This is a genomic window from Paenibacillus silviterrae (genome assembly GCF_030167925.1).
Taxonomy (GTDB): Bacteria; Bacillota; Bacilli; order Paenibacillales; family NBRC-103111; genus Paenibacillus_G; species Paenibacillus_G silviterrae.
Genome location: NZ_JASKUT010000001.1, coordinates 3994518 through 4016017, shown reverse-complemented (window position 1 = coordinate 4016017; position 21500 = coordinate 3994518). Strand labels below are relative to the sequence as shown.

Genomic DNA, 21500 nt, shown 5'->3' with positions numbered 1-21500 from the left:
TTATTGCATCGGCATCCGACGGCCTCCGGGAAAAAGAGCTTCGCTAACCTCAGACAGTTATTTTTCGATCCCTGATTAGAATAGGATAGGAATGGATCGAAAAATAAAACTCGCGCGAAGCTTCTTTTTCCCTACGGCACTACGGACTGCCGAGGCAATAAAAAGCATAACCTTTTTCAACAAAAGCTTACCTTTATATTAGAGCGTCTTCGCCTTAGCGACAGCGTCTTCGATTGTGCCCACGTTGTGGAACGCCGGTTCAGGAAGATCGTCGTGCTTGCCGTCAAGGATTTCCTTGAAGCTGCGCACGGTTTCTTTAACCGGTACGTACAAGCCTGGGATCCCGTTGAACGCTTCCGCAACGTGCAGAGGCTGAGACAGGAACAATTCTACGCGACGCGCACGGTGTACGACCAATTTGTCCTCATCGGACAACTCGTCCATACCCAAGATCGCGATGATATCGAGCAATTCCTTATAGCGCTGAAGCAGACGCTTAACGCCTTGCGCTACTTGGTAGTGCTCTTCGCCCAGGATTTCCGGTGTCAGAATCCGGGAGGAGGAAGCCAACGGGTCAACCGCAGGGAAGATACCCTTCGCTGCGATACCGCGCTCCAGGTTCGTCGTTGCATCCAAGTGAGCAAACGCCGTAGCAGGAGCCGGATCCGTATAGTCATCCGCAGGAACGTAGATCGCTTGGATCGACGTTACGGAACCTTTTTTCGTGGAAGTGATACGCTCTTGCAGCTGACCCATCTCGGTAGCCAGTGTCGGCTGGTAACCTACCGCGGAAGGCATACGGCCGAGCAAGGCGGATACTTCAGAACCCGCTTGAGTAAAGCGGAAGATGTTATCGATAAACAGAAGTACGTCACGGCCCTCTTCGTCACGGAAGTATTCTGCCATTGTCAAGCCAGTCAAAGCTACGCGAAGACGCGCGCCTGGCGGCTCGTTCATCTGACCGAATACCATCGCCGTTTTGGAGATAACGCCGGAGTCCTTCATTTCATGGTACAAGTCGTTACCTTCACGAGTACGCTCGCCTACGCCCGCGAATACGGAGATACCGCCGTGCTCTTGTGCGATGTTGTGAATGAGCTCCTGCATCGTAACGGTTTTACCTACACCCGCACCACCGAAGAGACCGATCTTACCACCCTTGGCATAAGGAGCCATCAGGTCGATAACCTTGATCCCGGTTTCGAGAATTTCCGCTTGCGTGGAAAGGTTCTCGAACGCAGGAGCCGGTTTATGGATCGGGCTGCTCAGCGTACGATCGACGTTAGCGTCGCCGTCGATCGGCTCGCCTACTACGTTAAATACGCGGCCCAAAGTCGCTGCACCTACGGCAACGGTGATAGGAGCTCCGGTATCGATCGCCTCGGTACCACGCACCAGACCGTCCGTAGTGGACATCGCAATACAGCGAACCATGTTGTCACCAAGATGAACGGCCGCTTCCAGCGTCAGTTTGATGTCTTGTTCACTTGCGTTTTGCGCTTTTCTTTCAATCTTGATTGCGTTCAAGATCTCAGGGAGGTGTCCACGCTCGAACTCGATGTCGACAACCGGTCCCGTTATATTAACAACGCGCCCTTTGCTCACTGTTTTCCCTCCTAAAAACTTTGCCCTTGGGCAAAGTTGCGTCGTAAGCATAACCTAAGTTTCGCTTTAACGAAACTACTTCGTAAGCTAAACCTACGTTTTGCCTTAGTAAAACTGCTTTAAAAATCCGTTCTTACGCTTGTGCGTTTGCTCCGGCTACGATCTCCGAAATTTCCTGGGTAATAGCAGCCTGACGGGCACGGTTGTAAACAAGGGTCAGCGAGCTGATCATCTTCGATGCGTTCTTCGTTGCGTTACTCATCGCTGTCATTCTTGCCCCAAATTCACTTGCCTTACCGTCTAAGAGCGCACTGTAAATCAATGTTTCCGCATATCTCGGAAGCAGTACTTCAAGTACGCCTTCCGGGGACGGCTCATACTCGTAATTCGCAGTGTTGCTTACGCTGACATCCTCAAGCGGAAGCAGCCGCTTCATTACAGGAATTTGCGTAATTGCGTTTTTGAACTCGTTATATACAAGGTAAAGCTCATCGTACGTGCCGTTTTCGAAATTGCCGACCGCTGCCGACGCTACTGATTTAATATCAGCGAAGGAAGGGGAATCCGGTAATCCGGTGACTTCCTCTACGATCGGAATGTTGCGCTTCTTGAAGAAGTCGCGACCCTTACGGCCGATTACAAAAATCGAATACTCATTCGTCGATGTATGCCTTTCCTTAATCGTAGCCGTTACCTTACGAAGCACGTTCGCGTTGTAACCACCGGCCAAACCGCGGTCAGATGTGATCACGAGATACCCTGTTCTCTTAATCGCCCGGCTTTGCAGCATCGGGTGCTTCACACCCTTCGTGCCTGCCGCAATGCTCGCTACGACCTCTTTCATCTTCTCCGCATAAGGTCGGGAAGACTGCGCTGCATCCTGCGCTCTTTTCAGCTTCGCAGCAGCAACCAGCTCCATCGCCTTCGTAATTTGGCGCGTATTTTGCTTCGATTTAATCGAGCGTTTAATCTCGCGCATACCTTTAGCCATGCCTGCTCACCTCTCTCTCCAAGCGCCCCGCTAGGGAGCCCCAATCGATAAGCCATTTATCATTATCCGACCAAGCGCCAAGCTCCTCTTTCCTCGAAAGAAGAGCTCTTCACTTAGGTTTATTACGCAGAAGGAGCGAATCCTTTTTTGAACTGTGCGATCGCATCTTTCAATGCGTTCTCGTTATCCGACGTGAGATCCTTCGTATCGCGGATGTTCGTAAGAATCTCCGGACGGTTGGAATCGAGGTATGCCAGGAACTCAGCCTCGAAACGGCGCACGTCTTGTACCGGAAGTTCATCAACATAACCTCTCGTTACAGCGTAGATCGCTACAACCTGCTTCTCAACAGGCATCGGCTGGTTAACACCCTGCTTTAGCAGCTCGAGTGTACGAATACCGCGGTTCAAACGAGTTTGTGTCGCTTTGTCAAGGTCGGAGCCGAACGCTGCGAACGCAGCAAGCTCACGGTATTGCGCCAAGTCAAGACGGAGCGTACCGGCAACCTTCTTCATCGCTTTGATTTGAGCGGAACCCCCTACACGGGATACCGAGATACCGACGTTAACGGCTGGACGCTGACCGGAGTAGAACAAGTCGGACTCCAGGAAGATCTGACCGTCCGTGATCGAGATCACGTTCGTCGGAATATATGCGGAAACGTCGCCCGCTTGCGTCTCGATAAACGGCAATGCAGTCATCGAACCGCCGCCGAGCTCATCGTTCAGCTTCGCGGAGCGCTCCAGCAAACGGGAGTGCAGATAGAATACGTCACCTGGGTAAGCTTCCCGACCCGGAGGACGTCTGAGGAGCAAGGAAAGCTCACGGTAAGCAGCCGCTTGCTTGGACAAATCGTCATATACTACGAGCACGTGCTCGCCTTTGTACATGAAGTATTCACCCATCGAGCAGCCAGCATATGGAGCAAGCCACAGCATCGGAGCCGGCTCGGAAGCGGACGCCGTTACTACGATAGTATAGTCGAGTGCGCCTGCTTTACGAAGCGTTTCAACCAAAGCTACAACCGTAGATTGCTTCTGACCGATCGCAACGTAGATACATTTTACGCCATTGCCCTTTTGGTTGATGATCGTATCAACGGCAATGGAGGTTTTACCCGTTTGACGGTCACCGATGATGAGCTCGCGCTGACCGCGACCAACTGGGATCATCGCGTCGATCGCTTTGATACCGGTTTGCATTGGCTCATGTACGGATTTACGCGCCATAACGCCCGGAGCCGGGGACTCAATCGGACGGAAGGTCGTTGTTTCGATTGGACCTTTGCCGTCTACCGGTTGGCCTAGTGCGTTAACCACACGGCCGAGCAAAGCTTCGCCAACCGGGATTTCCATGATACGGCCGGTACGCTTTACTTGGTCGCCTTCACGGATATCCGTGTAAGGGCCCAAGATAACGATACCAACGTTACTTTCCTCCAGGTTGAACGCATAACCCAAAACGCCGTTGGAGAACTCTACGAGCTCACCCGCCATTACGTTCTCGAGGCCGTGTGCACGGGCGATACCGTCACCGACCTGAATGACCGTACCAACGTCAACGACTTGAATGTCAGACTTATATTTTTCAATCTGCTGTCTAATCAGCGTGCTGATTTCTTCAGGTTTGATACTCAACTTGCTCACCCCTATCTACAGTGCTTGAGATTGATTCAACGTTTTTTCCAGGCGCTGAAGTTTGCCGGACAAGCTTCCGTCATACAGACGATCGCCGATCCGAACTTGAATGCCGCCCAGCAAGCTTTTATCGAGAACCGATTCCACACGGATTTGTTTGCCCGTAATTTGGCTGAAGGCTGCCGCAATGCCGGAGAGCTCCGTTTCAGACAAAGCTACCGGCGTGTAAACCGTTGCATTCGCCTGACCTAGCGCCTCATTGGCAATGGCAACATAGGAATCCACTACGGCTTCCAATGCACCTTCTCTTCTTCTCTCCACAAGAAGAACCAGCGTAGCGAAAACGAGCTCCGAAACCGTACCGCCGAAAATTTCCTTCAGCAGGTTCGTCTTCGCCGACACGTCAACACCTGGATGCTGAATCAGCTTATGCAGATCTCTTTGCTCTTGAAGCACAGCAATTATAGCTTTCAGCTCTGCCTCAACCTGCTGGACCAGATTTTGATCCTTGGCGGCGGCGAACAGTGCTTTGGCATATCTTTTGGCTACGATGATGTCCTTGCTCATTGGTTGCCTCCTACCTCTTTGAGGTATTGCTCAACCAGCTGCTCCTGCGACTTCTCATCGATTTGCTTTTCGATAATTTTGGAGGCGATCAGAACGGACATGGCGCTCACCTGACTACGCAGAGCGGCAACAGCCTTGTTCTTCTCCGTCTCGATATCACGAAGCGCGTCCTGCTTCAGACGGCTCGCTTCTTCTTTCGCTTGTTGAATAATGTCCTCCGCCTGCTTGCTGCTGGTTACGCGGGCTTGCTCCATCATTTGCTTCGCTTCGCTGCGCACTTGCTCCAAGGCAGCCTTCTGCTCAGCAAGGAGGGCATCGGCTTGCTTGCGGTTCGATTCCGCGCTATCAAGCTGATCCTTCACCAGTTGACGGCGTTGCTCCATGATCCCCATCAATGGACCGAAAGCATATTTGCTGATCAGCCACATCAATACCAAAAAGGACACGATGGCAATACCGAACGAAGTTATATTGAAATGCATCTATACGTCACTCCCTTCAAGGGGCTATTGGCAAATCCAGACACGAATGCAAGCATTCGGACAAAAGGAAGGCGTGGAGGCTTAGAGGGCTTCCCCGCCTTGTGCGCTATTAAGGTTGGATTACGAAAGTGAAGAGCAATGCGAATACAACCGCGATGATTGGAATCGCCTCGACGAGACCTACACCGATAAACATAACTGTTTGAAGAGTAGCTTTTTGCTCTGGCTGACGAGCGATACCGTCAACTGTCTTACTTACGATCAAACCGTTACCAATACCTGCACCAAGTGCTGCCAAACCGATTGCGATTGCTGCTGCTAATGCCATACCTGCCATTGTGTAAATCCTCCTTAGAATAATAAAATTTAGGTTTGTGGTGTTAAAAAGCGGTTGCGGTCAAGTGGATAACTCGCTTAAGCCGTCCGCATGTCAGTGTTCCTCGTGTTTTTCGAGTGCCTGAGATAAGTAAACCATCGTCAACGTCGTGAAAACGAACGCTTGGATCGCCCCGACGAAGACCGAGAAGCCTTGCCATATGATCAGCGGGATTACCCCTCCGATCCCGGCAAGCAGAATCACCCCAATGAGAACCTCACCGGCAAAAATGTTACCGAATAGACGCATACCGAGCGTCAAGAGCTTGGAAATCTGCTCAACGATGTGCAATGGAAACATCACAGCGTACGGCTCAAAGTAATGGCGAAGATAATGCTTGGTGTTGCGAGTCAATCCTAGGAAGTGCACCAGGAAGATGACCATGAAGGCAAGACCCATCGTCACGGACAAGTCTGCTGTAGGAGATTTCCACCAGCTCAGCCCAAGATGCTTCCCTGCTGCATGCGCAGCATCGTATTCCTCTTTCGTGATGCCTAATTGCGGAATCGGTCCGGTAACATCCGTGATGATGACAAGCGGCAGTCCCAGCATGTTGCCCACGAAAATGAACATGATCAGCGTAATGCCGAGCATAATGAAGGTCTTACCCTTCTTCATATCCATAGAGCTGGAGATGATATTGTGAACGAACTCGACTAACCACTCCAAGAAGTTTTGTAATTTGCCGGGGTTGTGTACAGACAAATTGCGCGTTCCGGCAATGGAGAGGATTAGTACAATTAAGCAGGTTACTGAAATGGTAATGACGACAGACAAATCCCAACTCAGACCTAACCAATTGACTATCGGAAATTCATGCATGTGTAGTAGTTTCACCCCTTTCCAAGGCATGATGGAATTATTTTTTATTTGAAATAATACCCAATAGGAGTGTTGCCAACTGAACGGAGATTAAACCTGCGATCACAGACCACATGGCAAAGTGCTCCGGCAATTTGTAAGCGATGATCATAGCAATGATCGCAATCGCCGTCCTGTTACCGAATCCCAGGCCTCGCTTTCGCTTGCCCTGAAGGGCGCTCTCCGATAGCTGACGAATTTTCCAAGCCAAGTACATAGCGTTCACGAAACTAAAAACGGTCCCCAAAATCAAACCCGCGATGATCGGCCGATAAGCCGGCAGTAATGCCCACGCAAAGAAGCACACGGACAAAAAAAGGCACACAAAGCGTTGAACCGTTTTCAGATGGGCTGCAAACTCATCCATTGGAGCCTCCTTGCATTACGCGTCGAATGATTAGGACCACGCTGACAATGCCTAGAATAAAACCGAGCATCATTCCAAGTGCGATCCAGATCGGCTCTCCGCCCCGGTAATCGCTGAACCAATCGCCCAGCCAAAAACCGGCAAGCATGCAAACGCCAAGGTCAACACCGATACCGCCAAGCATCGCGACGGCACGCCAGGGATTATCCTTCGAACGGAATCTCTTCATAATCCTCCTAACACTGCCGACATGTGGGCTTTGTTGGCCGCTTACATTCCATGTCTACCGTAACCCTAGTTTATTTTAGCTAAGCGTAGGACGCTTTGTCAATTACACATAATTGTGTACCGTCTGTGACCTAAATCACGCAAACCCAGTAATACCAAGGGTTTCCGCGTCTTCAAACCAAACAGTAGCACTGTATGCTGTAACGTTTGTCATGAGATTGTCACGGTTGGAACGGTTCCGGTCTTTCTTTGGTGTGCCCGAAGTGGTACAAGATGGCATCTACGATGCGTTCGGAGGCTTTCCCGTCGCCGTAAGGGTTGGCTGATTTGCTCATCCGGTCGTACAATGCCCGGTCGGTTAACAGAGCGCGGGCACGATCATACACCTTCTGCTCATCCGTTCCAACCAGCTCCAGCGTCCCTGCATCGATGCCTTCCGGACGCTCCGTTGTTTCACGTAGAACCAACACCGGTACGCCGAACGACGGCGCTTCCTCCTGTAAGCCACCCGAATCCGTAAGGATCATGTGAGTATGCGGGTACAGATTGTGAAGCTCGAACACATCGAGCGGGTCGATCAGCTTAATGCGGTCATGACCTCCGAGAATTTCATGAGCCGGCTCCCTTACCGCAGGGGAGAGATGAACCGGATATACGATTGCGATATCCTCAAACTCATCGGCCAGACGACGAACCGCACGGAATATCTGACGATGCGGCTCTCCTTGCGACTCCCGCCGATGCGCTGTCATCAGCACGAGGCGCTTGCCCTGTGCCCATTCCAGAACCGGATGATGGAAGTCCTCCTTCAGCGTATACTGGAACACATCGGTAACCGTATTGCCTGTGATGAAGATCGTCTTTTCCGATTTGTTTTCTTTCCGCAGATTGCCCGCAGACCAGTCCGTCGGAGCAAAATGAAGATCCGCCAGCACTCCGGTCAGCTGCCGGTTCATTTCCTCCGGATAAGGCGACAGCTTGTTCCATGTACGAAGCCCCGCTTCCACATGGCCTACCTGGATCTGCTGCAGGAATGCCGCATAGCTGGCCAGGAAGGTCGTCAGCGTATCCCCGTGCACCAGAATCAGATCCGGCTTCTCTTCCTTGAAGACAGGATCAAGGCCTTGAAGCACGCGAATCGAAATTTCGTTCAGCGTCTGGCGATCCTTCATCACATCGAGGTCGTAATTCGGTTTGATTTGAAAAATATCAAGCACTTGATCGAGCATTTGGCGGTGCTGCGCGGTTACGCATACCAGCGAATCGATCTGTTCCGGATGCTTCTCCAGCTCTTTGACGAGCGGTGCCATCTTAATGGCCTCGGGTCTCGTTCCAAAAATCGTAATGACCTTCGTTTTCTTCATGCTAGGAAGCTCCTCTCCTCATTAAGCATCATCAGCTTTACTTCGTGCCGAACAGCCTGTCCCCGGCATCCCCCAGCCCCGGAATAATGTATCCGTGGTCATTCAGGTATTCATCAATGGCGGCAACATAAATATCCACATCGGGATGGGCCTGTTGAACAGCTTGTACGCCCTCCGGTGCGGCAATTAAGCACATCAGTTTGATTTGAGTACAGTTGCGGTTCTTCAGCGCTTGAATGGCTGCATTGGCCGAGCCGCCGGTTGCCAGCATCGGGTCGATTACGATGAGCTCCCGCTCCTGTACGTCCGTCGGCAGCTTCGCGTAATACTCCACCGGTTGAAGCGTTTGCGGGTCGCGATACAAGCCGATATGACCTACCTTCGCCGCAGGAACCAGCTTCAGAATGCCGTCCACCATGCCTAGTCCTGCACGCAGAATCGGAATCAATCCCAGCATGCGGCCGGAGATGACACGACACTCGGTTGTTGCTACCGGCGTGCGAACTTCTACCTTTTCCAAAGGAATATCCCTAGTAATTTCATAGGCCATCAAGGTGGCCACCTCATCGACAAGCTCCCGGAAATCCTTCGTTGTCGTATTCTCATCCCGTATGTAGGTCAGCTTGTGCTGAATCAGCGGGTGATCGCATACAAACACTTTTCCCATACTCCTGCTTCCCCCTATGAAAAACCCAAAATCTTATCTATTATACCACAGGGTACCTAAAATATTCTAATCGAATTACCTATGGTTTTCACACATAGAATAAAGGGCGCCTCAAGGCGGCCTGTTCGCAAAAAATAAACGGAGGCAGCCACCATTGTGGCTGCCTCCCTATTTATTAATAGCCCAAGCCCGGGTACATTGGGAACTGCGCTGTCAAATCCTTCACCATACCGCGAACCTTCTCATGCACTGTCGTATCGGTAGGGTTCTTCAGCGTCAACGCAATGATCTTGGCGATCGTCTTCATCGCTTCCTGGTCCATACCGCGGGAAGTCACAGCCGCCGTACCAACACGGATACCGCTTGTGATCATCGGCTTCGCCGGATCGAAAGGAATGGCGTTCTTGTTCACCGTTACGCCGATTTCGTCCAGAAGGTGTTCCGCATCCTTACCGGAAATGTTCAGGCTGCGCAGGTCGATCAGCATCAGGTGGTTGTCCGTACCGCCGGACACCAGGTTCACACCCTCGGCGAGCAAGCTTTCGGACAATACCTTCGCATTAGTCACTACGTTCTGGGCGTACGTCTTGAAGTCAGGCTGCAGTGCTTCGCCAAGCGCAACGGCCTTCGCTGCGATCACGTGCATTAGAGGACCGCCCTGTGTACCTGGGAACACCGCTTTATCAATCGCTGCAGCCCATGGCTTTCGGCACAGGATCATACCGCCGCGAGGACCGCGGAGCGTTTTGTGAGTTGTCGTTGTAACGAAATGAGCATAAGGCACCGGATTCGGATGCAAGCCGGCTGCAACCAGACCGGCGATATGCGCCATGTCTACCATGAACAGCGCGCCTACATCATTAGCGATTTGCGCCATTTTCTCAAAATCGATGATGCGAGGGTAAGCACTTGCGCCAGCCACGATCAGACGAGGCTTGTGCTTGAAAGCTACCTTACGAACATCATCATAATCGATGCGGGAGTCGGACTCGCTTACGCCGTAAGCCACGAAGTTATAAAGAATACCGGATGCGTTTACCGGGCTGCCGTGAGTCAAGTGACCGCCATGCGCCAGGTTCATACCCAGAATGGTATCGCCTGCGTTGACTGCCGCCAAGTAAACGGCAAGGTTCGCTTGTGCGCCGGAGTGAGGCTGAACGTTCGCATGCTCGGCACCGAACAGCTCCTTCGCACGGTCACGGGCAATATCCTCCACGATATCCACGTATTCACAACCGCCATAGTAACGCTTGCTTGGGTAACCTTCCGCATATTTGTTCGTCAGCACAGTGCCCATGGCCTGCATCACCGCTTCGCTAACGAAGTTCTCGGATGCGATCAGCTCGATTTTGTCGCGTTGACGGCCGAGCTCGAGGTTCAGGGCTTCTACGATTTTAGGATCCTGCTTGCGTAATTGTTCCATGGTAAATTCCTCCCCAATGATTGATGTATATAATTAATTGCAGTTGCTGTCTGGATGGGGTGCTTCTGCGGTGTACACCGCTCTAGCTCCGCCAATCAGTTTAGGTCGGGTATAGGCCGCCTGGACGGTCGCCTGTCCGATGGTTCGGATCGACGGCCGATACGGCACCGCTACCCGCTTGAGATGCATGCCGATCAAAGTACCTCCGAGATCGATGCCCGCATGAGCCTGCACCGTTTCAACGACGACCGCCTCCCGGAGATGCTTGTAGGCATAGGATGCCATCGAACCTCCGGCCTTCGGCACCGGGATGACGGAAACCTGCTCCAGCTGATACCTGCGCATCGCATCGCGCTCTATAACAAGCGCTCGATTCAAATGCTCGCAGCATTGGTAGACCGGGTAGAAGCCGATCGCTTGCCGGGCCTCCTCGACTCCTTCGTAAATGTGACGAGCAACCTCCTCGGTTCCTGAGGTACCGATATGGTGACCGAGAATCTCGCTGGTGCTGGTGCCGATCACGAGAAGCTGTTCCCGCTCCAGGCCTCCTGCGCGTGCAAGCTCCTCAATAATTTGCCTTACCTGCTCCTTGATCTGGGAAAGCTGAACCGTCATCGTTCGTTCCCCCTCTTCCCGACCTATGGATGAAGTGCGAACTTATCTTCGATCGCCTTCACTTTGCTCACACGGTTCTGATGGCGCTCGCCTTGGGAAAACTCCGTTTCGAGCCAGATCCGGATGATTTCCTGTGCAACGCCGGGGCCGATAATACGCTCTCCCATGGCCAGCACGTTCGAATCATTATGCTCCCGTGTAGCCTTCGCCGAGAACAGATCGTGAACCAAAGCGCAGCGAATACCCGGCACCTTGTTCGCCGCGATTGTCATTCCGATCCCGGTTCCGCAGATCAGAATTCCCTTATCCGCTTCCCCCTGCGTCACCTTCTCGCATACCGCGATCGCATAGTCCGGATAGTCAACGGAATCGGTGCAATTGCAACCGAGATCCTCCACTTGATGTCCCAGCGATTCGATAAAGCTGATCAATTCATCCTTCAAGCGTACACCTGCGTGATCTGCGCCTACGGCTACCTTCATAACTTTCGTCCTCCTTGGAGATTGATATTTCCATAGCTCCATTATAACCGAAAGCTTCGACAAAAACGAAAAAAGAGCATGTCGAATGCTGTTCACAGCATTCCAATGCTCTTTGCCCAGGCGACCGGCCGTATTCCCTGATGCTCCACTGTGGTTGGTTCCACTCGTCGCCAGTTACATCAGGTCTTATTTGATACATTTATCATATCGGATTCCGGCGGCTCTGTAAAGCCCTATTGTTGCCCGCCTTGCTTCAGCTTTCGGACCAATTTGTGAAGCTGCTCCTCAATCTCCACGGCGCACTGCCGATAAAGCGACACCGGCCCGCCGAACGGATCGGCGATGTCTTGATTCGGAAGCTCCCGCTCCAGAGTCATCAGACGCGCCCGTTCTTCGTCGGTCACCGGCTGCGCCAAGGCCCGCTTCAGCTGCAGCTCGGTGAGCAAGCTGTTCATCTCTGCGATTTTGCCTGCCGCCTCCAGCTTATCATCAACGTATTCCTTCAAGGTTGCCACCTTGTCCACCGCATGCGGATAGAGCTGAATCGTATGACGCTTATGATTATTCGTCATCGTTAGAATCAAGTCCGCCCAATCCACCAGCGTCTCATTCAGCTGAGTGGATCGAAGCTCCTCCCCGAAGCCCTTCTCTTTCAGTATGGTCGCTGCGTGATCGGACATCGCCGTACCATCATAGGCCGCCACTCCCGCCGAGCGCACCTCCATATCTTGAAGTCCTTGCTCCTGCAGCAGCAAGCGCATCATGCCTTCCGCCATCGGACTTCGGCAGGTGTTGCCGGTGCAGACGAACAAAATCCTTTTGTTATGCTTCATCGGAATGGGCCTGCCTCCTTGTTAAGAAGATTAGGATCGGCTGCGTGCCGTCTCCTTCATGCTTTGGATGATGCCGATTTACATCGATACCCTACTCCTTATTGTACCTCAAATGGAGATAAATATGGATAGGGGAATGCAGCCGCTTCAAGCAAATACGAATTTCAATCCGAAGGCCAGCAGGATAATGCCGCCAAACGTCTCTCCGTACTCGCCCACCCAAGACCCTACATGACGGCCCATCATCAAGCCGGTCACCGACATCAAGCCTCCTACCGCGCCGAACACCAGTACGGTCAGCAGCGGGTCCCCTGCAAACATCCCGAGCGATACACCCACGGAAAAGGAATCAATGCTGACACTCAGAGAAAACAAGGTAATCCCCCAGAGCGTCCGATGATCGAACGATTGCACCTCGTCTCCCTTGAGAGAGCTGTACACCATATGAGCACCCAGCAGCAGCAGCAGAATGCCTCCGCAGATCGTCGCGACCTGCCCGAGCAGTCCGCTCACGACGCCCCCCATCCACATCCCGCCAAGCGGCATAATCATGTGGAAGAACGCGATTACCAGGCTGATCTTCAGTATATCCAGCTTGCGAATTCCCTTCATACCAATGCCCAGGCCAAGCGACAGTGCGTCCAGACCAAGGGCTACAGCCATGATTAGTATCGTTACAAAATGTCCCCAAAATAGCGGCGACGCCCAAGTCATGCTTCTCCTCAACCCCCTGTCCTGTTCCTCATCAACTTATGCGGGACAAGGGGGAAACATGCCTAGGCTTGGCACGGTGCCGGGGCATGCTCCGGGATTACACGAGGATGATTTCGTTGCCGGCCGCCTTGCGCAGCCGGTTCATGATCGCCGCGCCGAGCCCGTCCTCCGGGCAGGCCTCGATCACGATGAAGCCGGACTCCGCTTCATCGAAGCTGCGGAGCGCTGCGTAGAGCCCGTGGGCGACCTCCTCGAGGTCGCTGAGGGCGCCGCAGAGCGCGACGTGATCCGCCCGGAGGCGGCCGGCGTGCTCACGGTACGTGAGGACGCCGGTGCGCTCGCCACGGGCATGCGCTTGGTCGAGCTCGCTCTGGATGCGAGCGAGCACTTGTTCGGGGCCGGTGCCCGGCCGGCCTTGAACGAGCACGGCACGGCCGCGGGGCGCGTAGTGCGTGTACTTCATCCCCGGAGCGCGCGGAGCCTCGGCTTCATGCGGCGTGGCTTCCCCCTCCCGCACGGGGATGTCCGGCAGCGCTTCGCGAAGCTGATCTGCCGTCACGCCGCCGGGCCGCAGGATGTGCAGGACGCCTTCGGCGAGCTGCACGACCGTCGACTCAAGGCCGACGCCGGTCGGGCCGCCGTCGACGAGGCCGTCGATGCGGCCTGCAAGATCCTCCCACACGTGGCGGGCCTGTGTGGGGCTGGGGCGGCCGGAGCGATTGGCGCTCGGGGCCGCGACAGGGCAGCCTGCAGCGGCGATCAGCTGCAGCGCCACCGGGTGTGCGGGCATGCGCACACCGACGGTGTTCAGCCCCGCGGTGACCAGCGGGGATAGCACGCCCTCGCGGACCGGGAGCACTACGGTCAGCGGGCCGGGCCAGAACGCGTCCAGCAAACGCGAAACGGCCTCATCCGCAGGAGCGGCGAGCTCCTCAAGCTGAGACCGGTCGGCGATGTGAACGATCAGCGGATTATCCGACGGTCGTCCTTTTGCCTCGAATATTTTGGCCACGGCCTCCGAACTGCGCGCATCCGCCCCAAGCCCGTATACCGTTTCCGTAGGGAACGCTATCGTCCCGCCATCCCGGAGCAGCATCCCGGCTTCAGCCAATCCTACCGGCGATGCCTGCTCCGAATCCACAACCCATGTTTTCGTCATGTCTTCCCGTCCTTCTTACGATACTATGCGAATAACGAACCGATCTTCTTCATCAGATCCCACAGGAAGAAACGTACCTCCGGTTTTTCGCCGGCAGCATCCGTCTTCTCCACTTCCGCTTTGGCCACCGATGCAGCAGGAGTCTTGCCCTTTTCCTTACCCTTTGGTTCAGCAGCCGGCTTTTCTTCCACTTCTTCCGCAGAAGCGGCATATGCCGTGTTACTGGTTTTCTTCTTGGCAATCATCTCCGAATCGACGAAGCACAGCGGCGGGAACAGCACACACCACCAGTTTTGCCCTTCCGCCGCACCGATCGAAACGCGAAGCGCCTCATACTCGCCTGCTGGATATACTTGATTGCCGTACATTTTCGTAGGGAACGGGACCACGCCCAGCTCCACGTTATAGCTATAATCGAAGCCGTACTTCTCCAGCGTTGCTCCTACTACACCGTTCAATTCAGGCAGACGGGCGGTCACTACCGCACGAGCTTCTTCAATGCCTTGCGGTGCCGTGACCCAAGCATTCATCTGTTCGATGATAGCATCACGGACCTGGCGCTTAATCCATTGATCCTCCGGAGCATCCGAGTTGGCCAAAATACGAAGACGAATCGATTCCTGCGGGATCACTGCCGCATCCGTACCGGCTGGAGCCAGATACAGCGCTGCCTGAGAGCGGTTTGCTTCCCAGCACATCAGCAGTACCATAAGAGCGAACACCATATATGCGTATTGTCTCCACGCGAATCGTTTAACCATCTTCGTCAGCCCCTCTCAACCTCTTGTGACTCTATGATTCTCAGTATGTCCGGTTTGAGAGAGTTTAAACCTAGCAATCTATTATTTTTGAAAATACTAGATTCCCAGCCACTCGATAAAGTGATTTTACCGCTAAAAGCACATAAAATCACTCAATCTCCGTTGATAGATGATTTTTTCACCTTACAGCGATCAAAAGAAAGACGGGACCAACCCATTGGACTCTGTAAAGTGATTCTATAACCTTATCCCAGTCTGTTTGAACTACCTAAGCACCTTAAATGATTATTTCACTCTATCCGCTCCAGGCAGCCGATAGGCCACCACATGCCGCCCGATGCCGGCCAAATCCGGGATGATCTCGATCGCATCCCAATCCGCGGCTTCCGCCAGCAGCAGCTGCACTTCCTCCGCCTGCCCCCGGCCGACCTCAAAGCCGACCAGCGCCGGCAGCGCCGGCAGCTTCGCCAGCTGCACCGTCAGCCTTCGGTACGGCTCCAGCCCGTCGGCGCCGCCATACAGCGCCGTCCGCGGCTCATACAGCCGCACCTCCGGCTGCAACCCCGCTTCATCCGCTTCCGGAATGTACGGCGGATTGGACACCACCGCATCGAGGCGTACGCCGCGCTCGATGAACGGAGCCAGCAGGTCCCCTTCCCAGAAGGCGACCCGCTGACCCACGCCGTGGCGCTCGGCATTGCCCTGCGCCACCGTTAAGGCTTCCGGCGAGATGTCGCTCGCGACCAGCCTCCAGCCCCCACAATGCACCGCGAGGCTCACCGCGATCGCCCCGCTGCCTACACCGATGTCCGCGACCAGCGGACCATCTCCTCCCGGCACGCCTGCGTTTCCAGCTATCGGCTTCCCAGTATCCTCCGCGTCGGCATCCTTTCGTGCCTCCGGCCACAGCTGCCGCCCCAGCTCCATGACCCGCTCCACCAGCAGCTCCGTCTCCGGCCGCGGAATCAGCACGGCCGGCGTCACGGCAAAGGGAAGCCCGTAAAACTCCTGCTCCCCGCGGATATATTGCACCGGTTCGCCGGCTGCCTTCCGTTCCAGCAGCGCCTGCCAATCCCCTTCGCGTTCCACGGGGAACATTTCCGCCCAGCGAAGCAGCAGTCCCGTTCGATCGGTGCCGAGCAGGTGCTCAAGCAGCAGCTGCGCGTTCGATTCGGGCTCCATCACCCCGCGCTCCCGCAAAAAAGAAGAAGCCTCCGCGAAGGCTTCACGAATCGAACGCTTGCGCACATTAGGCATGGTTCGCGTATTCTCCTTTTTCCATCTGCTCCGTCTGGGAAGCGATCGTGAGCGCCGATACGATCTCATCCATGTCGCCGTTCAATACCGCATCCAGCCGATGCAGCGTCAAGCCGATACGGTGATCCGTCACGCGGCTTTGCGGGAAGTTGTAGGTCCGAATGCGCTCGGAGCGGTCGCCCGTTCCGACCTTGCTCTTCCGCTCGGCGCCGTACTTCTCCATCTCTTCCTGTTGGAACTTATCGTAGATCCGCGCACGCAATACCTGCAGTGCCTTCTCTTTGTTCGAGTTCTGCGACTTGCCGTCCTGACACGTAGCCACGATGCCCGTAGGAATGTGCGTCACGCGAACCGCCGATTTCGTCGTGTTAACGGACTGACCGCCCGCACCGCTCGAACAGAAGGTATCCACGCGGATATCATTCTCGTTGATCTCGATATCGAACTCTTCCATCTCCGGCATCACCGCTACCGTCGAGGTGGAGGTATGAATCCGTCCACCGGACTCCGTCGTTGGAATCCGCTGAACGCGGTGGGCTCCGGATTCGAATTTCAGCTTGGAGTACGCACCCTTACCGTTTACGGTAAAGATGATTTCCTTGAAGCCGCCGAGATCGTTCATGCTGGCATCCAGCACTTCCGTCCTCCAGCCTTGCGCATCGGCGAATTTCGAATACATGCGGTACAGATCCGCTGCGAACAGCGCCGCTTCGTCTCCGCCGGCCGCGCCGCGAATCTCCACGATGACGTTCTTATCATCGTTCGGGTCCTTCGGCATCATGAGGATTTTGATCTTTTCTTCGAGCTCCGTCTTGCGTTCGGATAGCTCTTCAAGCTCCATCTTCACAAGCTCTTTCATTTCATCGTCGAGCTTTTCGTTCTGCATAATGCGAGCGGCATCATACTGCTCCACTACGCTCTTGTATTCCATATAGGCATCGTAAGTTTCCTGAAGATCGGATTGCTCCTTGGAATACTCACGCAATTTTTTCGAATCGTTCGCTACATCCGGATCGCACAGCAGCTCGCTCAGCTTCTCATAACGGTCTGCCAGTGCTTGGAGTCGGTCCAACATAGATCATTCACCCTTTCCTTAGTCTTCATCATATCTCTAATCGCCGGGGATGAACTTGTCCGGCCGCATCCTCACCGGTCCGCTATACGTTGAAGCGGAAATGCATGACATCGCCGTCCTGCACCACATAGTCTTTTCCCTCAAGACGTACTTGTCCTTTTTCCTTGGCCGCATTCATCGATCCTGCGTTCATCAGATCCTCATAAGCCACAACTTCCGCCCGAATAAATCCACGCTCGAAGTCGGTATGAATCACACCTGCCGCTTGCGGAGCCTTCGTCCCCTTGCGGATCGTCCAGGCACGAACCTCCTGCACACCCGCTGTAAAATACGTATACAGCCCGAGCAGCTTATATGCCGCACGGATCAAACGGTTCAAGCCGGATTCCTGAAGGCCGAGCTCCTCAAGGAACATTTCCTTATCCTCGCCCTCCAGCTCTGCAATCTCGGACTCCACCTTCGCGCTGATCGGTACCACTTCCGCGTTTTCCGCCGCTGCGAATTCCCGCACCTTCTGCACATACTCGTTGTCGTCCGCGTCCGCTACCTCCGCCTCGCTTACGTTCGCCGCGTACAGCACCGGCTTCAGCGTAATCAGATGCAGGTCGCGAATCAGCAGCTTCTCATCGTCCGACAGCTCGACACTTCGCGCCGAATGGCCGTTCTCGAGCGCTTCCTTCACCCGCTCCAGCACTTCCACTTCCTGAGCGTACTTCTTGTCTCCGCCCTTCATGTTCTTGCGGGAGCGATCGATGCGCTTCTCCACCGAATCAAGGTCAGCAAAAATCAGCTCCAAATTGATCGTCTCGATATCACCGAGCGGATCAATCTTACCGGATACATGCGTGATATTCTCGTCGACAAAGCAGCGAACCACATGCACGATCGCATCCACCTCGCGGATATGAGCAAGGAACTTGTTACCCAGTCCTTCACCCTTGCTCGCGCCCTTTACCAATCCGGCAATATCCACGAATTCAAAAGCCGTCGGAACGACGTTCTTCGGCTGTACCAGCTCGGTGAGCTTCACCAGGCGCTCGTCCGGCACCTCAACGACGCCTACGTTCGGATCTATTGTACAGAAAGGGTAGTTCGCCGATTCGGCCCCAGCCTGTGTAATTGCATTAAATAAAGTGGACTTTCCGACATTCGGCAGCCCGACGATTCCTGCTTTCAAAGCCATACCCAAGGACAACTCCTCATCAGTTCAACTAGGTAAATCCCTAAATAAAGATTATACTACAAAAGCTGCCCACATGTCACCTAATCTTCCGGTGGAACAAAAAGCCGGCACCCGCGTGAACGCAGGCCCGGCATCGCCTTTTATTTCCCATTTTGTCCAAACAGGCTCCCCTTATTCACTGTCCCAGCTGTCCCGAAATCCGGCGCAGCTCATTCGCCAAACGGTTGAATTCCGCCCTTGCCTCCGGCACCTCCGTCGCATACCACCCGGCGGACAGGAAGCCGATCAATTTATTCGCATCCTCGGCACGGATCAGAATGTCCGGCTCCGGCTCAGGAATCGGATCAGGTACGGCACTCGCCCGGTATTCACGGGACACATCATTCAGGAAATCACTGAAGCTTTTGCCTAGCAAGCGTAAGGGCTCGGTCGGGTCCGTCCGCCGCGCCGGATCGAGCGTATTGTGGCCGACAATATCGGTGAGCGGGTTCAAGCCGTATTGATAGCAGGCATACGCCATGACCCAGACATATCGTTGATACGATTCCTGAAGATTGATTTTTCCGCCGTAACACAGCTCTACGCCCCCTGCCGTGTCATTCGCATCATCTCCGTACCGTTCATTGTCCGTTGTCACGTTGTACCCTACATGAAACGCCTTTTCGGGCGATCCGGTCAAGAAAGGAATACACTCGATAATTTGCTGATCATCTACAAAAATATGAGCGGAAGCGGACATGTCATACGCCGTTCTTTCAAAATAAGTCACATTGTTCGCCGCGGTTGACCCGGGGTTCCCCGTATCATGAGCGACCATAAAGCGGACGCCGTCCATCGGCAGGATCGGTCTGCGGTTGCTTGGTCCTGGCAAATACCTCCGTATGATTTCGTACTTCATGAGAAACGGCACTTGCGCATCACCCCAATGCTTTTACATATACAATATGCCGCAGCTGCAGGAATGGTCCCCCTACATGTATAAAATGAAAGGCTGTCCCTCAGGACAGCCCCTATTTGAAGTTATTTCTTTTCCAGCTCATTTTTCTGCTCCAGCCGTTTCTTAACAAAGTACCACTCCACTTGCTTCCTGAGAACAAACGCCCGAACCGCGTTCACCTTCTCCGGTTGTAGGTCTACGTAACGGGCACCAAAATAGATCCCGTACTCCGCCCGTTCCTTTCTAACGATCTCCGCTACGCAACGGAAGGAAAACCCAAGATCCATCTCCATCTCAACAAGCGAGCTGCTGCTCAGCCGGTCGGCTTGATCCTGAAGAACAAACCCGATCCCGCTGATGCTTATATTTTTTACCTGCAAACCAACTTCATTCTCTAATTGCTGCTTCGGGCTGCCTGCCCCATGGGCGATCGCCTGGAGCTTTCCTTCTTGACTGATTTCAATTCTCGGATGCTCCCGCTTCTCCGGGAATCGGTCCTTCGTCTGTGGGGGAATAATCACCATTAAGGCTCCGTGATCCATCGCGACGACCGTGGATTGAAACGTGTAGATGCCGCCTTTGGAATATACCATCAGCTTCACTTGGTCGCCGAGCTTGAACATTTTATACTCCAGAAGCTCAATCTCCAGAATATCCCCTTCCGCGTAGGTAAGAATGCCTGTAGCAACGTAATCCTTCTTCTCTACCGCGGTACGGCTGTTCAGCATAATCCCGTGAGAAGTATTGTACATTTCTTTTTTTGGTGCGGAGGTATTGAATCGAAACGTCACTTAGACCACCTCTCTGTTGAACGGGATTTTTCACGATAAATACCCTTGTGGCCCGACATACCATCTCCACTCTTCGACATACGCCCTTGCCGGTTGCTCTAAGGTATTACTATTATACCGGGTAGAAAGTCCTGCAACAACTGTTTTCCACAGAACGATATTTTATCCAACGCAGGAATAAATGTCTTATAGTTGCAGGCTTTGTCCATTTTTTCTACAATAAGGTGTGAATAACATGAGAGTTATCCACATACTTATCCACACCATGTTAACAACGAATATTTGTTCGTTTCTTTGTCCACATCGGTATAACTGGAGGTTTTAAGTTGTCAACAACAGAACAACACGTTTACTATATGCAGGCTGCTATTGAAGAAGCACGAAAGGCAGAGGCGCTACGAGAGGTTCCGATCGGGGCTGTGGTCGTGCGGGACGGGACGATCATTGGCCGCGGCTATAATCTGCGTGAAACGTCCAAGGATCCTTTAGCCCACGCCGAGCTAATTGCTATCAAGCAGGCTAGCGAAGCACTTGATGCATGGCGGCTGCTGGAGTGCCGGTTGTACGTTACGCTTGAGCCGTGCCCCATGTGCGCCGGCGCCATTGTCCAAGCGCGCATTCCCCAGGTAGTCTACGGCACTACGGACCCTAAAGCCGGGTGTGCGGGGACGCTCATGAATTTGTTGCAGGAGGAACGTTTCAATCATCAGGTGGATATCGTAAGTGGTGTTCTTCAGGAGGAGTGCAGCCGTTTACTGACCGATTTTTTCCGCAAATTACGAGGCAAGTAGGCCCAAACCGTATTTACAGCGAAATCCTCCTTTGCTAAAATAACAATACTAAAGCAAATCGAGACGTGGCTCAGCTTGGTAGAGCGCTTGGTTCGGGACCAAGAGGTCGCAGGTTCAAATCCTCGTCTCGACCATCATGATTTGTGTCTGGTGACATTGCGTCATATTATGATATAATATCCCCAGCATAGGTCCCCGTAGCTCAACAGGATAGAGCAGTCCTCTCCTAAAGGACAGATAGTGGTTCGAGTCCTCTCGGGGACGTAAATAAGGTATTTAAAAGAAAGAGGCTTACTGCATGCTGTAGTTATTCGGCACGCTGTAGGCCTCTTTT

The 21500-nt window shown here is 53.6% G+C and carries 24 protein-coding genes, 2 tRNA genes and 1 riboswitch; of the genes, 3 read left to right on the top strand and 23 right to left on the bottom strand.

The genetic code is table 11. From position 1 onward, the window contains the following. Nucleotides 1-198 precede the first annotated feature (198 nt). The 23 genes from atpD to QMO62_RS18430 all read right to left on the bottom strand — a co-directional run bounded on the left by atpD (nt 199) and on the right by QMO62_RS18430 (nt 20375). The gene (gene atpD / locus QMO62_RS18540; protein ID WP_284643135.1) at nt 199-1605 is read right to left on the bottom strand and encodes a F0F1 ATP synthase subunit beta; all 1407 of its coding nucleotides are present in this window, start codon (nt 1603-1605) and stop codon (nt 199-201) included. Nucleotides 1606-1738: 133 nt separating this feature from the next. Then, a complete protein-coding gene (atpG, locus tag QMO62_RS18535; RefSeq protein ID WP_284643132.1) occupies nt 1739-2596 on the bottom strand; it encodes an ATP synthase F1 subunit gamma in 858 nt (285 codons plus the stop codon). A 122-nt stretch (nt 2597-2718) separates the two neighbouring features. Further along, entirely contained in the window at nt 2719-4233 is a 1515-nt protein-coding gene (gene atpA, locus QMO62_RS18530; RefSeq protein ID WP_284643129.1) for a F0F1 ATP synthase subunit alpha, read from the bottom strand. 15 nt (nt 4234-4248) lie between these two features. Continuing rightward, nucleotides 4249-4800 carry a F0F1 ATP synthase subunit delta gene (locus tag QMO62_RS18525; protein ID WP_284643127.1) on the bottom strand — a complete coding sequence of 184 codons (552 nt, stop codon included), beginning with the start codon at nt 4798-4800 and terminating at the stop codon, nt 4249-4251. Then, nucleotides 4797-5282: a F0F1 ATP synthase subunit B gene (gene atpF, locus QMO62_RS18520; protein ID WP_284643125.1), complete on the bottom strand. Its 486-nt coding sequence runs from the start codon at nt 5280-5282 to the stop codon at nt 4797-4799. The genes QMO62_RS18525 and atpF overlap by 4 nt, the downstream gene beginning before the upstream one ends. Nucleotides 5283-5391: 109 nt before the next feature. Beyond that, nucleotides 5392-5619, bottom strand: a complete 228-nt coding sequence (gene atpE, locus QMO62_RS18515; RefSeq protein WP_284643123.1) for a F0F1 ATP synthase subunit C — start codon at nt 5617-5619, stop codon at nt 5392-5394. A gap of 93 nt (nt 5620-5712) precedes the next feature. Beyond that, entirely contained in the window at nt 5713-6480 is a 768-nt protein-coding gene (gene atpB / locus QMO62_RS18510; RefSeq protein WP_284643121.1) for a F0F1 ATP synthase subunit A, read from the bottom strand. 37 nt (nt 6481-6517) lie between these two features. Then, nucleotides 6518-6886, bottom strand: a complete 369-nt coding sequence (locus QMO62_RS18505) for an ATP synthase subunit I (RefSeq protein WP_284643119.1) — start codon at nt 6884-6886, stop codon at nt 6518-6520. After that, nucleotides 6879-7115, bottom strand: coding sequence for an AtpZ/AtpI family protein (locus QMO62_RS18500; RefSeq protein ID WP_284643117.1), 237 nt, complete (start codon nt 7113-7115; stop codon nt 6879-6881). The genes QMO62_RS18505 and QMO62_RS18500 overlap by 8 nt, the downstream gene beginning before the upstream one ends. Nucleotides 7116-7335: 220 nt before the next feature. Beyond that, complete coding sequence (gene wecB / locus QMO62_RS18495) at nt 7336-8478, bottom strand: non-hydrolyzing UDP-N-acetylglucosamine 2-epimerase (protein ID WP_284643115.1); 1143 nt, start codon at nt 8476-8478, stop codon at nt 7336-7338. Between the two features lie 37 nt (nt 8479-8515). Next, entirely contained in the window at nt 8516-9145 is a 630-nt protein-coding gene (gene upp / locus QMO62_RS18490) for a uracil phosphoribosyltransferase (RefSeq protein ID WP_284643113.1), read from the bottom strand. A gap of 175 nt (nt 9146-9320) precedes the next feature. Beyond that, a complete protein-coding gene (glyA, locus tag QMO62_RS18485; RefSeq protein ID WP_284643110.1) occupies nt 9321-10568 on the bottom strand; it encodes a serine hydroxymethyltransferase in 1248 nt (415 codons plus the stop codon). Between the two features lie 33 nt (nt 10569-10601). Then, on the bottom strand, nt 10602-11183 hold the full coding sequence (locus QMO62_RS18480) for a TIGR01440 family protein (protein ID WP_284643108.1): 582 nt from the start codon (nt 11181-11183) through the stop codon (nt 10602-10604). A 23-nt stretch (nt 11184-11206) separates the two neighbouring features. Beyond that, on the bottom strand, nt 11207-11665 hold the full coding sequence (gene rpiB / locus QMO62_RS18475; RefSeq protein WP_284643106.1) for a ribose 5-phosphate isomerase B: 459 nt from the start codon (nt 11663-11665) through the stop codon (nt 11207-11209). A gap of 107 nt (nt 11666-11772) precedes the next feature. Beyond that, nucleotides 11773-11853: riboswitch (ZMP/ZTP riboswitch) on the bottom strand. Between the two features lie 45 nt (nt 11854-11898). Further along, complete coding sequence (locus QMO62_RS18470; RefSeq protein WP_284643104.1) at nt 11899-12498, bottom strand: low molecular weight protein arginine phosphatase; 600 nt, start codon at nt 12496-12498, stop codon at nt 11899-11901. Between the two features lie 147 nt (nt 12499-12645). Continuing rightward, nucleotides 12646-13212: a manganese efflux pump MntP gene (locus tag QMO62_RS18465; protein ID WP_284643102.1), complete on the bottom strand. Its 567-nt coding sequence runs from the start codon at nt 13210-13212 to the stop codon at nt 12646-12648. Between the two features lie 97 nt (nt 13213-13309). Beyond that, the gene (locus QMO62_RS18460) at nt 13310-14371 is read right to left on the bottom strand and encodes an L-threonylcarbamoyladenylate synthase (RefSeq protein WP_284643100.1); all 1062 of its coding nucleotides are present in this window, start codon (nt 14369-14371) and stop codon (nt 13310-13312) included. A 23-nt stretch (nt 14372-14394) separates the two neighbouring features. Continuing rightward, nucleotides 14395-15132, bottom strand: coding sequence for a stage II sporulation protein R (gene spoIIR, locus QMO62_RS18455; RefSeq protein ID WP_284643098.1), 738 nt, complete (start codon nt 15130-15132; stop codon nt 14395-14397). Between the two features lie 285 nt (nt 15133-15417). Next, nucleotides 15418-16389, bottom strand: coding sequence for a peptide chain release factor N(5)-glutamine methyltransferase (prmC, locus tag QMO62_RS18450; RefSeq protein ID WP_284643096.1), 972 nt, complete (start codon nt 16387-16389; stop codon nt 15418-15420). Then, entirely contained in the window at nt 16382-17464 is a 1083-nt protein-coding gene (prfA, locus tag QMO62_RS18445) for a peptide chain release factor 1 (RefSeq protein WP_284643094.1), read from the bottom strand. Before prfA ends, prmC begins: the two co-directional genes overlap by 8 nt. Nucleotides 17465-17546: 82 nt before the next feature. Further along, nucleotides 17547-18647 carry a redox-regulated ATPase YchF gene (ychF, locus tag QMO62_RS18440; RefSeq protein WP_284643092.1) on the bottom strand — a complete coding sequence of 367 codons (1101 nt, stop codon included), beginning with the start codon at nt 18645-18647 and terminating at the stop codon, nt 17547-17549. Nucleotides 18648-18822: 175 nt separating this feature from the next. Continuing rightward, nucleotides 18823-19545, bottom strand: coding sequence for a peptidoglycan recognition protein family protein (locus tag QMO62_RS18435; protein ID WP_284643090.1), 723 nt, complete (start codon nt 19543-19545; stop codon nt 18823-18825). Between the two features lie 122 nt (nt 19546-19667). Further along, the gene (locus QMO62_RS18430; protein WP_284643088.1) at nt 19668-20375 is read right to left on the bottom strand and encodes a PilZ domain-containing protein; all 708 of its coding nucleotides are present in this window, start codon (nt 20373-20375) and stop codon (nt 19668-19670) included. Nucleotides 20376-20701: 326 nt separating this feature from the next. Here QMO62_RS18430 and tadA point away from each other — a divergent pair, with 326 nt between their 5' ends. From tadA to QMO62_RS18415, 3 genes are all read left to right on the top strand, one after another. Then, complete coding sequence (gene tadA, locus QMO62_RS18425) at nt 20702-21166, top strand: tRNA adenosine(34) deaminase TadA (RefSeq protein WP_284643086.1); 465 nt, start codon at nt 20702-20704, stop codon at nt 21164-21166. Between the two features lie 59 nt (nt 21167-21225). Further along, nucleotides 21226-21300: transfer RNA gene (locus QMO62_RS18420), tRNA-Pro, on the top strand. Nucleotides 21301-21357: 57 nt separating this feature from the next. Continuing rightward, nucleotides 21358-21430: transfer RNA gene (locus QMO62_RS18415), tRNA-Arg, on the top strand. Nucleotides 21431-21500 lie beyond the last annotated feature (70 nt).